Source organism: Massilia sp. LXY-5 (assembly GCF_059801075.1).
Genome location: NZ_JBNNEH010000001.1, coordinates 87,728 through 101,983, shown reverse-complemented (window position 1 = coordinate 101,983; position 14,256 = coordinate 87,728). Strand labels below are relative to the sequence as shown.

Here is a 14,256-nt window from a genome sequence, read left to right as displayed (position 1 = left end):
GCTTGATAACCCGCCAATTCGCTTGCGGATTGCCGGGTTTTTGACATAAATATTTCCGTACGTCCATCAAGATCCGGCGCCGGCGTCCGTTATCCAGACTGATAGCGCGCTTTGAGCGCGCGCCCACCAACACCGGATCCGTCATGAAACTCGTCGCTGTCCTCGCCTTTGCCGCCGCATCGCTGCTGTCCGCCTGCGGCACCGTGCACACGCCCTTCACCCGCCAGGCGCCCGCGCCGCAGCCGCTCATCGTCACCCTGAACGCCACCGGTTACGGCGCCGTCAACACCGCCGCCTGCAATGGCGAGTGCGACCGCGTCTCGCCGGCCCAGCGCAAGCTGCTCGCCATGCGCGCCGCGCGCCTCGATGCCTACCGCGCGATGGCCGAACAGGTGTATGGCCTGCGCGTCGAAGGCGGCAGCACGGTTGGCTCGCTGGCGCTCAAGGACGACAGTTTCAAGGTGTATATTGACGCCTTCATCCGTGGCGCGCGCGTGACGAACGTCGCCCAGCGCGAAGACGGCAGCTACGAGACGACCGTGGAGATGGATTTCGATACCAATGCGGCCCCCTCCCAGACGCCCCCGCGTGCCGCCCAGGCAGTGGCAAAGAACGCGCGCAGCATGGTGGGCAACGCCGGTCCCGGCGCTGCCTATGGCGCTTCGTTCTACCATGCCCAGTAAGCTGGGGCAGTTCGGCGGCGCCCTGCTGGCGCTGCTGCTCAGCTTGCCTCTTCCCGTGTGCGCCGCGCCGGCCGAGGCCGAAGGCGTCGCCGCGATCGCCGGCGGCAACCTCGCCGGCGCGCGCCAGGCCGCGATCCGCGATGCGCTCGAACAGCTCGGCCTGCGCAGCGGCGCCCGCGTCGATGTCGCCGCCGGCACCGCTACCCGCGGCAAGACGGTTGAGAGCAGCCGCGTCCAGCCAGCCTTTGACTTCGACCGCTACACGGTGCTGCGCGAATGGCAGACCGGCCAGGTGCTGCACGTGCGCATCGCCGTCAAAGAAGAAGACGCCCGTCCGCGCGGCAGCGTGAATCTCGCCTATAAAAAGAAGATCGTCGTCACGCCCTTCCACGTGCGCCGCTCGCCCCAGCTCGACGACGTCGACGACATCGCGATCCGCCTGCCGCAGGAGCTGCTGCGCCGCATGACGGCCGGCGGCAAGTTCCTCGGCAAGGAAAGTCCGTATGTCATCTCGCCGGGCAGCAAGGGCCCGAGCACGGACACGGCGGCCGTGCGCCGCATCGCCGGCATGTACGAGAGCCAGTTCGTGGTCTCGGGCGAGATCGTCGACGCCAGCAATTTCGACAAGCCGGCATTCTATGGCCTGATCAACAAGGACGCGCGCCGCATCGAAATCGAATTTTTCGTCCACGATGGGCTGACCGGCGTCCTGCTGGCACGCCGCACGGCGCTGGTGGAAACGGTCGGAGAAAGACGCGTCGGCCGCGATAAACCCTTCGGCAGCGCCAGCTTCGCCGCCACGCCTTTCGGCGGCGCCATCCTGCGCGCGCTCGACGAGGGGATCGCCGGCATCACGGCCGATATCGCGGCATTACCCTTCATGGCCAAGGTGGTGCAGGTGCAGGGCGAACGGATCGTCATCGACGCCGGCAGCACCTCCTCGGTGACGCCGGGCGACCAGCTCGTCGTCTACCGGCTCGACCCGCGCCAGCAAGTGTACGGCGCCGATCCATTGGCGCCGCTCGGCACCGTGGAGGCGCCGGTGGGGACGGTGTCGATCGTGCAGGTGCAGCCCGGGTTTGCGATCGGGACCATGACGCCGCCAGGCGCCGCGCGCCAGGTCAGCGCCGGGGACATGGTGCGCTTCGACGTGGCGGTGATGCCGGGACGGTAAGGCGCATTACGCCGGCGGTTCTTCCGGCGGCCGTTCCAGCAGCGACTGCGCCAGCTTCAGGCCATCGACCATCACCTTGAACGCCTGGTGCTTCGCCTCCTCGTCCGGCACGCGCAGGATGTACGAGGGGTGGTAGACGGTGACGACCCAGCGGTCCTCGTGGCGGATCGCCTTGCCGAGCGATTCGCCCAGCTTCGCATTGCCATTCCCGATGACCGATTTCAGCGCCGTCGCGCCGAGCGCCACGATCACCTTCGGCTTCACCGACGCCAGCTCCTTGTCCAGCCAGTAGTGGCAGGCCTCGACCTCGCGCTGGGCCGGCGTCTTGTGCAGGCGCCGCTTGCCGCGCGGCTCCCATTTGAAATGTTTGACCGCATTGGTCAGATAGATCTCGCGCCGCTCCAGGCCGGCGGCCTCGAACACGCGGTCGAGCAGCTTGCCGGCGGGCCCAATAAAGGCTTTGCCGGCCAGATCCTCCTGGTCGCCCGGCTGCTCGCCGACCAGCATGATCTGCGCCTTCTTCGGTCCTTCTCCGCCTACCGCCTGGGTCGCGTACTGCCACAGGTCGCAGCGCCGGCATTCGTCGAGTTTCGACGGTTGCTGGCGTTCGGGCTGGGCGTCGGCGGGGGCGATCGGAATCGTGGCGCCGCTTTTCCGGCCCACCGCCTGGGCCTGGCCGGTGCTGCGCGCGCCGAGTTCGGCGTTGCTGACCATGGACGGGACAATCGCCCCTTCCGGCAGATTCTTCCAGAAGCGCGACGGAATATGGCTTTGCATCAGCTGGGCATTCACGCGCGCGGGATTGAAGATGCTGCGGTAATAGGTCAGCCACAGGGCCTCGCCGGCATCGTCGAGGTCGGCCGCGCTCGACATCAGGGGGCCGGTGTGGTGCAGGCTCGCGCCGTCCCACATGACGCTGGCCTCGGGCGTGCCGATCATCCAGGTGACGCCGCCCATGCGGTGTTTAAAATGTTCGGCGACCTGGGGCAGCACGTCGTGGCGCGGCTCGAACCAGGCTGCAAATTGCGGCGAACCGGCGTCGATGGGCCGCTCGCGGAATCGGATATAGGCGTGCATGTCGTGCTCCTCGCGGCGCACCGCCTTGACCATCGCATGCAGACGGGCGCCGTCGGCGTCGGCCGGCGACTGCACGTCGTGCTCGCCGTGCTGCCAGCGCCAGATCACCCGGTACAGGAAGGCCCAGCGGTCGGGCACGCGGCAGCAGGCGGCGGACTGCAGCATGTCCATCAGCGCGCGCGGGATGCGAAGTAAATGCGGCGGTGCCGGTTTCAAAGGGGTCAACCCGGCAGGAACATTATCGACAGAAGGGGCGGAGTCCGGCGCACCCGAGAACAGGTCGGCATCGAGCACGCCGACCTGGTTCCAGGTGACCAGTTCCGGCGCCACGTCATGTACCAGCAGTTCGCGCGCGACGGCGCGCCACTCGAGAAAGCTGGAAACCACCAGCGGCTGGCCGGCGGCAACCATCGCAACCGCGGCCGCCGCGTTCATGCCGCCTTCAGCTCGGGCCAGAGGTTCATCTGCTCCTGCGGCGCACCGAGGTGGCGCCGCAGCAGGTCGGAACTGGCAAGACCTTGCGCCGGCTTGTAGTCGGCGGTGACGACGAAAGGCGCGATCTTCTTCATGCTGCAGCGCAGTCGCGATAAATCTTCCCAGCGCACCCGGCGCAGGCGGCGCAGGTCGACGATGCGTTTGGCGTTGCGCAGGCCGATGCCGGGCACGCGCGCAATCATCTCGGCGTCCGCGCGATTCAGGTCCATCGGGAAGTGCTCGCGATTCGCCAGCGCCCAGGCCAGCTTCGGGTCAACGTCGAGCGCCAGGTTGCCGGCGGCCGGCATCAGCTCGCCCGCCGTAAAACCGTAGCCGCGCAGCAGGAAATCGGCCTGGTACAGGCGGTGCTCGCGCAAGAGCGGCGGCGGGGCGAGGGGCACGCTGTCCGGGCTTTGCGGGATCGGGCTGAAGGCCGAGTAGTACACGCGCTTGAGTTTATAGCTGCCGTACAGGGTTTCGGCCGTATTCAGGATGGTCTGGTCGTCGCTGGCGTCGGCGCCGACGATCATCTGGGTACTTTGCCCGGCCGGCGCGAAACTCGGCGCCTTCGGCTCTTCCGCCTTTTCATCGAGCTTGCGCCGGATCGAACCCATCGCCAGTTTGATGGTGTGGACGTTCTTTTCCGGCGCCAGGCGGGTCACGCTGTCGTGGGTCGGCAGCTCGATGTTCACCGACAGCCGGTCGGCATAACGGCCGGCCTCGGCGATCAGCAGCGGATCGGCGTCCGGAATCGTTTTCAGGTGGATGTAGCCCTTGAAGTGATGGACTTCGCGCAGGGTGCGCGCGACGGCGACCAGCTGCTCCATCGTGTAATCGCTCGACTGGATGATGCCGGAACTCAGGAACAGGCCGTCGATGTAATTGCGCAGGTAGAAATCGTGGGTCAGCTTGACGACTTCGGCGACCGAAAAACGTGCGCGCGGGACATTCGAAGTGCGGCGGTTGACGCAGTACTGGCAGTCGTAGACGCAGAAATTGGTAAGCAGGATTTTTAATAGCGATACGCAGCGGCCGTCCGGCGTGTAGCTGTGGCAGATGCCCATGCCGGTAGTTGCGCCGATGCCGCCGTCATTGCCGTCGGAAGCACGCTTCGGCGCCCCGCTGCTGGCACAGGAAGCGTCGTATTTGGCGGCGTCCGCCAGGATTTCGAGCTTGTCGGAAAGTTTCATCGGAGTGGAGAAACTGTATGGGTGTACAGTATAAACCAGTCCGGGTATGGACGACGCGCGGGAGGGTGCAGGGACGGGACAAAGGCGGGTCAATCAATCCCGGCATCGACTGAACCCGGAACGGCAGCGCACCGTAGGGTGGACTCCCGAGTCCACGCGTTACGCACGGTTGAGCAACCGAAACGGATCACATCAGGCATATGCTGGCGCTCTGCAGTGTTCGTGGTGTGTTCAGGGACACGAACGCGTGGACTCAGGAGTCCACCCTACGTTACTACAATCCGTAATCGGCGGCTGCGTGCACCAGCGCCAGCTCCTCGGCATTCATGCGCGCCGTGATCCGTTTCAGGTAGGGCGCCGCGCCCGGAATGCCGGACGCCGCGGCCCGCGCCAGCCAGTCATGCGCCTCGAGCAGATCGCGCTGCGCCCCCTGCCCGGTCGCACTCATCACGCCCAGGTTGAACTGCGCCCGCGCGTGCCCCTGGCGCGCCGCGCACAGGTACCAGAAGTGAGCGGCCTCGTAGTCGCGTTCGACGCCGTGGGCGCTGTCGTAGCGCAGCGCCAGCGCGAACTGGGACAGGGCATGACCCTGCTCGGCGGCCTTGCGGTACCAGGCCGCGGCCTCGCGCGGGTCGCTCGTCTCCTCGCGTTCGAGCAGCACGCCGACCATGTGCTGGGCCGGTGCATATTCCTGGTCGGCCGCGCGCCGGTACCAGTACAGGGCGCGCGCCGCATCGCGTGCCGCGCCGGTGCCGGCCTCGTGGCGCAGGCCGAGATCGAACTGGGCGCGCAAATGGCCCTGCTCGGCCGCCTGCATCATCCAGTGGGTCGCCTGCGCAGGGTCGTGGGGGACGCCGGTGCCGGCGTCGTACAGCTGGCCGAGGTGGTATTGCGCGGCCGGCAGGCCCTGGTCCGCGGCCTGGCGGTACCAGTGCGCCGCCTGTGCCGGGTCGCGCTCGACGCCCTGGCCGTGTTCGTAGCGCAGTCCGAGGTTGTCCTGGGCGGCGGCGTGGCCCTGTTCGGCAGCGCGCCGGTACCAGGTCAATGCGGCCGCTTCGTCGCGCGGCACGCCGTGGCCGCTGTCGAAGATCAGGGCGAGGTTGAACTGGGAACTGGCGTGGCCCTGCTGCGCGGCGCGCTGGTACCACTCGACCGCCTGCACGCTGTCCTGGGCGACGTCCTGCCCCTTGTCGAAGCGCAGCGCGAGGTTGAACTGGGCCGGCGCGTGGCCCTGCTGCGCGGCGCGGCGCAGCCAGTCGAGCGCTTGCTCCGGGTCGCGCGCGACACCCTGCCCGCTGTCGTAGCGCAGCGCCAGCGCGAACTGCGAGCGCGCATAGCCCTGCTCGGCCGCGCGCCGGTACCAGGCCAGCGCCTCGGCCTGGTCCTGTGGAATGCCCTTGCCGCCTTCGTACATCATGCCCAAGTTGTGCTGGGCGCCGGGATCGCCCTGGGCGGCGGCCTGGCCGAACCAGTGCAGCGCCTGCGCCACGTCGACGCCGGCGCCCTGTCCCTTCGCGTACAACCAGCCGAGGTTGTACTGGGCCGGCGCATACCCCTGTTCGGCGGCGCGCCGGTACCAGTACAACGCCTGCGCGTGGTCCTGGGGGACGCCCTGCCCCTTCTGGTACATGACGCCGAGGTTGTACTGGGCCTGCTCCAGGCCGGCGGCGGCGGCTTTGCGGTACCAGTCGACGGCCAGTTCGAAATTGCGCGGCACGCCCTGCCCGTTCACGTACATGAAACCGAGGCTGTGCTGGGCGCTGGCGACGCCGCGCTCGGCCTGCGCCTTCACGCGCAGGAATTCAGCTGTGTGACGCGCGTCCGTGTGGCGTTCGCCGTCACGCAGTTCGGGCACGGTCGCGCTTTCCATGGTGGGCGATCAGGCGCTCAGCGCGCGCGGTGGGGGGAAGACGGCCGTATGTCCGGCGATCGGCCCCTGCAGCCGCAGCACGCCGATGAAGTTGGAGAGCGAAATCGGGCGGTGGAACAGATAGCCCTGCATCGTCTCGCAGCCATTCGAACGCAGGTAGTTCGCTTGCGTCTCGGTCTCGACCCCTTCGGCCACCAGGTGCAGGTTCAGCCCGCGCGCGATCGAGATGATCGCCAGGATCACCGGATAGTGCCCTTCCGCATCGTGGATCTCCTTGACGAAGGACTGGTCGATCTTCATCGTGTGGATCGGGAACCGGTGCAGGTAAGAGAGCGACGAGTAACCGGTGCCGAAGTCGTCGATCGCAACCGACACGCCCAGCTGGCAGAGTTTGTTCAGCTGCTCGATCGCGTACTGCGGATTGCGAATGCAGATGTTCTCGGTGATCTCGACTTCGATCTGTGCCGGCGAAATCCCGTAGCGCACCAGCGCGCCGCGCATCTTCTCGAAGAAGTCGCCGCGGTCGAGGTATTGCGGCGAGAGATTCAGAGACAGCCGCACCGCCTGGCCGCTGGCCAGGTTCCATTGCAGCATGTCGCGGCACAGGGCGCCGATCATCCAGTCCGAGATCGGCAGCATCAGGCCGTTCTCTTCGGCGAAGGGCAAGAATTCGCCGGCCGACAGCAGGCCGCGCGTCGGATGGTTCCAGCGCATCAGGGCCTCGGCGCCGACGATCCGGCCGCTGGTCGAATCGATCTGCGGCTGGTAGTACATCTCCAGCTCGTTGTGCTCGAGCGCGCGGCGCAGCGCCTGTTCCAGCGCGATCTTCTGATGCGACACGTCGAGCATCGAGTCGTGATAAAAACTGTGGCCGTTCTTGCCCAGCGCTTTGACCTGGTACATCGCGATGTCCGCGTGGCGCAGCAGCTCGTCGATCGACTCGCCGTCGCCCGGGTAGATCGCGATGCCGATCGAGGCCGAGATGTGCACCTCGTGGCCATCGAGGTCGAAGGGGCGGTGCAGGCTTTCCAGGAATTTGTCGGCGATGATGCGCGCGTCGTCGCGGTCGCGCAGTTCCGGCAGCACGATCGTGAATTCGTCGCCGCCCTGGCGCGCCAGCGTGTCGCCCTTGCGCAGGCAGTCTTTCAGTCTGACCGCGACCTGCTGCAGCAGCTCGTCGCCTTTGACATGGCCGAGCGTGTCGTTCACCAGTTTGAAGCGATCGAGGTCGATGAACATCACGGCCAGTTCGGTCAGCTTGCGCTTGGCCTGGATGACGGCCAGGCCGAGGCGGTCCTTGAACAGGATCCGGTTCGGCAGGTCCGTCAGGATGTCGTGGTAGGCCTGGTAGGAGATGACTTCTTCGGCGCGCTTGCGGTCGGTGATGTCGCGCGCCACGCCATAGGTGCCGAAGAACTCGAGCTTCTGCACTTCGCTGTCGGGCACGTGCATGCCGATCGAGTTCAGCGAGATCGTCATCAGGGTGTTGTTGAAGGTGCGGTCGCCGCTGTTACTCCTGGCGCCGCGGCACTTCAGGCGCAGTTCGACGTTGCGCGAGGCGCGTTCGTCGACCCTCCTCTCGTTGAAGACATAGCGCGCGCGCTCCAGGTCTTCGTCGTGCACCAGGATCGAGTAATGCTTGCCGATCAGTTCATCGCGCGAGAAACCGAGCAATTGATAGGCGCGGTCGTTCACGAACGTAAAACGGCCTTCATGGTTCAGCGTATAGATGATGTCCGGCGAGCTGTCGACCAGGTAGCGGTACATCTTCTCGGAGTTTTCCAGCTGCTGGGCGATACGGGTGTTGGCCGAGGCCAGGCGGCGCTGCTCGAGCGCATTCCCCACCGTTTTCATCAGCTCTTCGCGGCTGTAGGGTTTGCGCAGGTAGTCGTAGGCGCCGCGTTTCAGGGCGCCGATGGCGGCGTCGATGCCGACTTCGCCGCTCATCACGATCACGTCGGCGTCGACCGCACGCTCGTTCATGAAATCCATGATCTCGTGGCCGCCGATGTCGGGCAGGCGCAGATCGAGCAGGACCAGGTCGAACCGGCTGCGCGACAGGTGGGCGATCGCCTCGCTGCCGGAGCTGGCCGTGGTGAGATCGAAGCCGCGGTCGCGCAGCAGCTCGTAGAGCGAGGCGAGCAGGCGCGGCTCGTCATCCACCAGCAACAGGCGCGGCAGGTTGACGCTCTCTCCATGCAAGGTGGGCAAGGCCGCTTCCCCACTGGCGCGATACTCGTTCATCATGACCTTATACAGAACCCACAGCGCGCGCCGTCAAGGCCGGCGTTGCGCTGGCGCCGGACCATGCCGGCAGCAGAATTTCAAATGCGGTGCCGCCCCTGCCGCTGCGGCAGGCGATCTGGCCGTTCAGTTTTTTAACCAAACCGTGCACGATCGAGAGACCGAGGCCGCGGTGCGCACCATCCTTGGTGCTGCGTACTTTCGAGAACAGGTTCGCCATCACCTCCGCCGACAGGCCCGGCCCGGTGTCAAGCACGGCCAGTTCGACGTACAGCTTGCGCTCGCGGTGGACAATGCCGCGGTTGACGATCTCGATCCGTCCGCCGCCGCTGCCGGCCAGGGCCTCGACCGCGTTCTTCACCAGGTTGACCAGGATCTGCTTGAGCAGGTCGGCGTCGCCTTCGACCAGGCGCGCATCCTCGCCCATGGCGGTGGCGATCTGGACGCTGCTCGGCACGAACTGGCCGGCGCGGAACAGGCGCACGACATCCTCGACCACCTTCGCCACGTCGAGCGGACGCGGGCCGCCCGTCTCGGGCTTGAGTTCGGCCAGGCCGCCGATCAGCTGGCCGACACGGTCGATTTCTTCGTTCAGCACCGACATTTCGGTGGCGACCGGTTCCTGGCGCGCCAGTTTGCTGTCGAGGACACTCAGGTAGTTCTTGATGATCGACAGCGGGTTGTTCACCTCGTGCACCACGCGGCGCGAGGCTTCGCGGTATTCGTCGGCCACGCTGGCGAGCTGGCGGCGCGCGTTGCCGCGTTCCGAGAGCGCCGTTTCCAGTGCCGTCGCCGCCTGCGCGCCGAAGGACTGCAGGAAGCGCTCGCGCTTCTGGCAGTGCGCGACCTGCCAGGCCTTGACGCCGCCCACCATCACGCCCAGGCAGCGGCTGCCGGCCACCAGCGGCAGGCAGACCAGACTGTCGGTGCCGAGCATGCGAAACAGCTGCTCCTCGGCGATCCCCAGGGGCTGGCCTTCGCGCTGGATATAGGCCGGGCGCCGGTCGAGGGCAGCGGTGGCGACCGGGCCGCCCTTGTTCAGCGGGATCGCGAATTCGGCCATGCGCTGGGTGGTGGCGCCCGGGGCGCCGACCAGCGTCTGCCCGGTCGGGTTCTCGAGCAGGATCACGGTGTTATCGAAGTCGAACAGGATGCGCGCCGAACGCGTCATCGATTCGAGCAGGTCCGATTCTCCCTGCTGGCGGGCGAAGGTCTGCCCCACTTCCGACACCAGCACCAGGTTGCGCACCTCTTCCTGCAGGCGTTGCTGGACCGGGTCGAGCACGGGCGCGGCATAGGCGGGCGGCGTCGGGATGTCGTCGGCGCCGGCCAGGTCGATGCCGAGGTGGACGGCGGCCTTGTCGACCTGGCGCGCGGCGGACACCAGCATGGCGTCGAGTTCTGCGGCATCCAGCCCGCACAGGGCGGCGCCGTCGGCCAGCGCGGCGGCGTCGTCCGGGTGGCTCGACATCAGGTGCGCCAGGCGTACGATGCGGATCAGGGGATGCGCCGATTCCAGGCGCTCGCTCGACTCGTGGTGATACAGCACGGCATCGGCCAGGAAGGAATCGAGCTGCCAGCGCTCGACCAGCCAGGCGCCGGCTTCGGCGTGGGTGATCTGCAGCGTGCGCTGCTCGACAGCGCACAGGTCCTCGTCGTCGAGCGCGGTGAAGTTAAAGGCGTATTCTTTCGGCGCGGTGGCCAGCAGGGCCAGGCGGCCGACATTGTGCAGCAAGCCTGCAAGATAGGTTTCTTCCAGGTGCGGATAATCCATGCGGCGCGCGATGTCGCGCGCGATCACGGCCGCGGCCAGCGACTTCTTCCAGAAACCGCGCAGGTCGGTGCTGCCCGAGTGCGGAAAACTGTTAAATGTCTGGAAGACGGAGTCGCTGATCACCAGCGTCTTGATCATGTCGGTGCCGAGCGCCATCAGCGACTGCTCGAGGTTCACGCCGCGGCCGGTGCGGTGGTAGGCCGAGCTGCTGGCGACGGCAAGCATCTTGCCCGTCATGCCCGCGTCGTTCGCGATCAGGGCGGCCAATTCCGGCATGCCCAGGTCGTCGGCCTGCAGATGCTCAATCAGTTTGACGAGTATCTGCGGCATGGCCGGCAGCCGGGCAATCAGCAGGCGATTGCGAATATCCTGGTCTGGTTGGTGCATTGTCTCAAGCGACGCCACGGTACGAAGGTTTCGGGGTGGCATTCCCGGACTGGGCTACCACTTCATGACAATCATGCATCTCTGGAACAGAAGCCAATTTCTAATGTTGATCCAGATCAAAAAGCCGTCTTAGCATATATACATTTCTGATCAGGAACAATACTTTCTGTAAAAAGTATGTACTTTTGCTAGATGATTGATGTACGCAAGAAACATTTTATTGCCCAGATGCCAACAAGGATCGCCCTTGTTTATCTGGCCCTGCGTGCCAGCACCCGGCGGTACTGGCGCGAGGTCAGCCAGCAAGCCAGCGCCGCCAGGGCAAAGCCGGCCTGGCCGAGCGCCAGCGCCAGCACCGAATGCGACAGCGCCGGCGCAATCACCCCGGCGACTACCGCGCCCAGCAGGGTCGAGACGAAGGACTGGCAGGACGCGACCGTGCCGCGGATGTGCGGGAACAGGTCGAGCGCGAGCAGGGTCGCGCCCGGCGCGATCAGCGAGCTGCCGAAGGTGAAGAAGAACATCGGCAGCACGGTCCACGGGAGCGCCGGCGGCAGGAGCAGGTGGTAGACGACGTTGAAGGTGACGGCGCTGAGCATGAAGGCAAACCCGATCCCGATCTGACGCGCGAAGGTGTATTTGCCGGCCATGCGGTTGGCCGCCATCGAGCCGAGGAAGATGCCGCTCACGGTGGGCACGAACAGCCAGGCGAATTGCGAGGGCCCCAGATGCAGGTGCACCGGCAGCAGCACGGGCGAGGCCGTAATGTAGAGGAACAGGCCGGCGAAATTCAGGGCGGTGACGCCCGCCTTCATGTGGAACAGGAAGGAACTGAAGATCGCGCCATAGCTCTGCGCCAGGAAGCGCGGATTGAAGGGCTGGCGCTTCGCTTGCGGTACCGTTTCCGGCAGGTGCTGCCAGCACACCCAGCCCAGCACCAGCGTATAGGCGCACAGCGCGAGGAAGATGGCGCGCCAGTCGAACCAGGTGACGATCCAGCCGCCCAGCACCGGCGCGATGGCCGGCGCGATCGAGAAGATCATCGTCACCATCGACAGCAGCCGCGCCGCGCCCGCGCCCGAATAGAGGTCGCGGATGATGGCGCGCCCGACCACGACGCCCGCCCCCGCCGACACCCCCTGCATGATCCGGAACACCCACAGGTAGTGGACGGTCGATGCCGCCGCGCAGCCGAAGGTGCCGATCGCGAACACGACCAGCGCCACCAGGATCACGTTGCGTCGTCCGAAGGCGTCCGACAGCGCGCCATGCCACAGCACCATGCCGGAAAAGGCGAGCATGTAGGCCGTCAGCGTCTGCTGCACCTCGATGCTCGACGCGTGCAGGTTCGCCATGATCTGCGGGAAGGCCGGCAGGTAGGCGTCGATGGAAAACGGGCCGAGCATCGACAATCCCGCCAGCAGGGTCGCCAGGCCGCCGGCCGACAGCATGACGATCTTGTGCGGCGCCGGCAGCGGCACCGGGACCACGGGGTCTTTCGGCAGCTGGTCGGGATCGGTCGGCGGCAGCATCGCTTATTCCTGCGGGCTCTGTTTCGGCTTGGCCTCCTCGCGGCGGTTGTAGCCGGCCACCATATCAAAGCGGAACAGGCGGCATTCCAGGGCGCCGTTGAAGAACGGCGTCTTGCGCGCCTCCTTCAGGCGCAGCAGTTTGGGCAGCGACAGGTCGGCCGTGAACAGGAACACGGTCCAGCCGGCGAAGCGCTGCTTGAGCGTGGTGCCGAGCGCGGAATAGAAGGACACCGCCATCTCGTCCGGCGCCATCGTCGAGTCGCCGCGCACGCCGATCCGCTCGCCATAGGGCGGATTGGTCAGCAGGATGCCGGGACCGTCGACCGGTGGACTGACGTGCTGCGCTTCGATCTGCTTCAAGGGCACGTCGAACTGGATGCCGGCAATTTTCAGGTTGTGGCGGGTCATTTCCACCATGTCGCCCGAGATGTCGGAGCCGAAGATGGTCGGCTCGCCCGGCAGCGGATTGGCTTTGATGGCGGCCTTCATCTCTTGCCAGGCTGCGCGCTCGAAGTCATGGAATTTTTCGAAGGCGAAGCGGCGGCGGGCGCCGGCCGGGATGCCCTGCACCATTTGCGCCGCCTCGATCAGGATCGTGCCCGAACCGCACATCGGGTCGAACAGGGGAACGCCCGGCTTCCAGCCCGAGACGCGCAGCATGCCGGCGGCCAGGTTCTCGCGCAGCGGCGCGTCGCCCGTCTCTTCGCGCCAGCCGCGCTTGAAGAGCGCCTCGCCCGAGGTGTCGAGGTAGATGATGAAATTGCGCTGGTCGAGGAAGCCGACGATGCGCATGTCCGGCTCGCGCGTGTCGACCGACGGCCGCTTGTTGAACATGTCGCGGAAGCGGTCGCAGATCGCGTCCTTGATTTTCAGGGTCGTGAACTCGAGGCTTTTCAACGGCGACTTCACGGCGGTGACGTCGACGCGGATCGTGTGCTCGACGCCGAACCAGTCTTCCCAGGGCTGCTCGAGCACCAGGTCGTAGATGTCGTTTTCGTTGTTGTAGCTGCGCTGGCCCATGCGCATCAACACCCTTGAGGCGATGCGCGAGTGCAGGTTGACGCGGTAGGCGTCGACCAGGGTACCGGAGCAGTGCACGCCGCCAGGGACCTGGTTGTGGACTTTCAGGGTGGGGCTGTGGGCGGCCGCGATTTCAGTGAGTTCTTCGGCGAGTGCCGCTTCCATGCCGCGGGGGCAGGGGCAAAAATAGGAGGTCATGGGGGTACCCTTTGTCCGTTGATTAAAAAAGTAAAAGCCGGGAGCGCCTGCGCTGCCGGCCGGTTGGTTCTTGTGCGGTGCGTTCTTGCGGACGAGCCGACGGTGGTCATGCGGTGAACCGCGTGGGCGGAGCCCACCCTACGTTACGCGGCGGCCAACGCACGGATGCGTCTCGCGGATGACCTCTCGGTCGAACATTAAAACGGCTTGACGACCACCAGGATCACGATCAGCGTCAGCAACACCACCGGCACCTCGTTAAACCAGCGGAACCATTTATGACTGCGCTGGTTCACGCCGGCCTCGAATTTCTTCAAGATCGAGCCGCAGGCATGATGGTAGCCGATCGCGAGTAGCACCAGCGCCAGTTTCGCATGCAGCCAGCCGCCCTTGATGTCAAAGCCCAGCCATAACCAGAGGCCCAGCAGCAGCGCCGGAAGCGCCAGCATCGACGTAAAACGGTACAGGCGGCGCGCCATGCCGAGCAGGCGGGTGCTCGCGGCGGCGTCGGTTTCCTGCGCCAGGTTGACGTAGATGCGCGGCAGGTAGAACAGGCCGGCGAACCAGGAGGCGATGAAGACGATGTGGAAGGCCTTGATCCAGAGGTACATGGGGTTCCTGTAGTTGTTCTTA

The 14,256-nt window shown here is 66.0% G+C and carries 10 protein-coding genes; 2 read left to right on the top strand and 8 right to left on the bottom strand.

Features of this window, described 5'->3' with window-relative positions:
• The first annotated feature begins 143 nt into the window (after positions 1–143).
• Together ACI48I_RS00415 and ACI48I_RS00410 are read left to right on the top strand one after the other, a co-directional pair.
• Positions 144–683 carry an LPP20 family lipoprotein gene (locus tag ACI48I_RS00415; RefSeq protein ID WP_498573022.1) on the top strand — a complete coding sequence of 180 codons (540 nt, stop codon included), beginning with the start codon at positions 144–146 and terminating at the stop codon, positions 681–683.
• On the top strand, positions 673–1,857 hold the full coding sequence (locus ACI48I_RS00410) for a flagella assembly protein FlgT middle domain-containing protein (RefSeq protein WP_498573021.1): 1,185 nt from the start codon (positions 673–675) through the stop codon (positions 1,855–1,857). Before ACI48I_RS00415 ends, ACI48I_RS00410 begins: the two co-directional genes overlap by 11 nt.
• Before the next feature lie 6 nt (positions 1,858–1,863).
• Here ACI48I_RS00410 and ACI48I_RS00405 read toward each other — a convergent pair whose 3' ends face one another.
• The 8 genes from ACI48I_RS00405 to ACI48I_RS00370 all read right to left on the bottom strand — a co-directional run bounded on the left by ACI48I_RS00405 (position 1,864) and on the right by ACI48I_RS00370 (position 14,234).
• Positions 1,864–3,369: a UdgX family uracil-DNA binding protein gene (locus ACI48I_RS00405; RefSeq protein WP_498573020.1), complete on the bottom strand. Its 1,506-nt coding sequence runs from the start codon at positions 3,367–3,369 to the stop codon at positions 1,864–1,866.
• Positions 3,366–4,598 (bottom strand): putative DNA modification/repair radical SAM protein, encoded by a 1,233-nt coding sequence (locus ACI48I_RS00400; RefSeq protein ID WP_498573019.1) that lies wholly within the window; start codon positions 4,596–4,598, stop codon positions 3,366–3,368. The genes ACI48I_RS00405 and ACI48I_RS00400 overlap by 4 nt, the downstream gene beginning before the upstream one ends.
• Before the next feature lie 274 nt (positions 4,599–4,872).
• Positions 4,873–6,468 carry a tetratricopeptide repeat protein gene (locus ACI48I_RS00395; RefSeq protein ID WP_498573018.1) on the bottom strand — a complete coding sequence of 532 codons (1,596 nt, stop codon included), beginning with the start codon at positions 6,466–6,468 and terminating at the stop codon, positions 4,873–4,875.
• A 9-nt stretch (positions 6,469–6,477) separates the two neighbouring features.
• Entirely contained in the window at positions 6,478–8,712 is a 2,235-nt protein-coding gene (locus tag ACI48I_RS00390) for an EAL domain-containing response regulator (protein ID WP_193688891.1), read from the bottom strand.
• Between the two features lie 7 nt (positions 8,713–8,719).
• Positions 8,720–10,873, bottom strand: a complete 2,154-nt coding sequence (locus tag ACI48I_RS00385; RefSeq protein WP_498573017.1) for an HDOD domain-containing protein — start codon at positions 10,871–10,873, stop codon at positions 8,720–8,722.
• Positions 10,874–11,124: 251 nt separating this feature from the next.
• Positions 11,125–12,405, bottom strand: coding sequence for a multidrug effflux MFS transporter (locus tag ACI48I_RS00380; protein WP_498573016.1), 1,281 nt, complete (start codon positions 12,403–12,405; stop codon positions 11,125–11,127).
• A 3-nt stretch (positions 12,406–12,408) separates the two neighbouring features.
• The gene (locus tag ACI48I_RS00375; RefSeq protein ID WP_498573015.1) at positions 12,409–13,623 is read right to left on the bottom strand and encodes a THUMP domain-containing class I SAM-dependent RNA methyltransferase; all 1,215 of its coding nucleotides are present in this window, start codon (positions 13,621–13,623) and stop codon (positions 12,409–12,411) included.
• A gap of 197 nt (positions 13,624–13,820) precedes the next feature.
• Entirely contained in the window at positions 13,821–14,234 is a 414-nt protein-coding gene (locus ACI48I_RS00370) for a CopD family protein (RefSeq protein WP_193688122.1), read from the bottom strand.
• Positions 14,235–14,256: the final 22 nt, after the last annotated feature.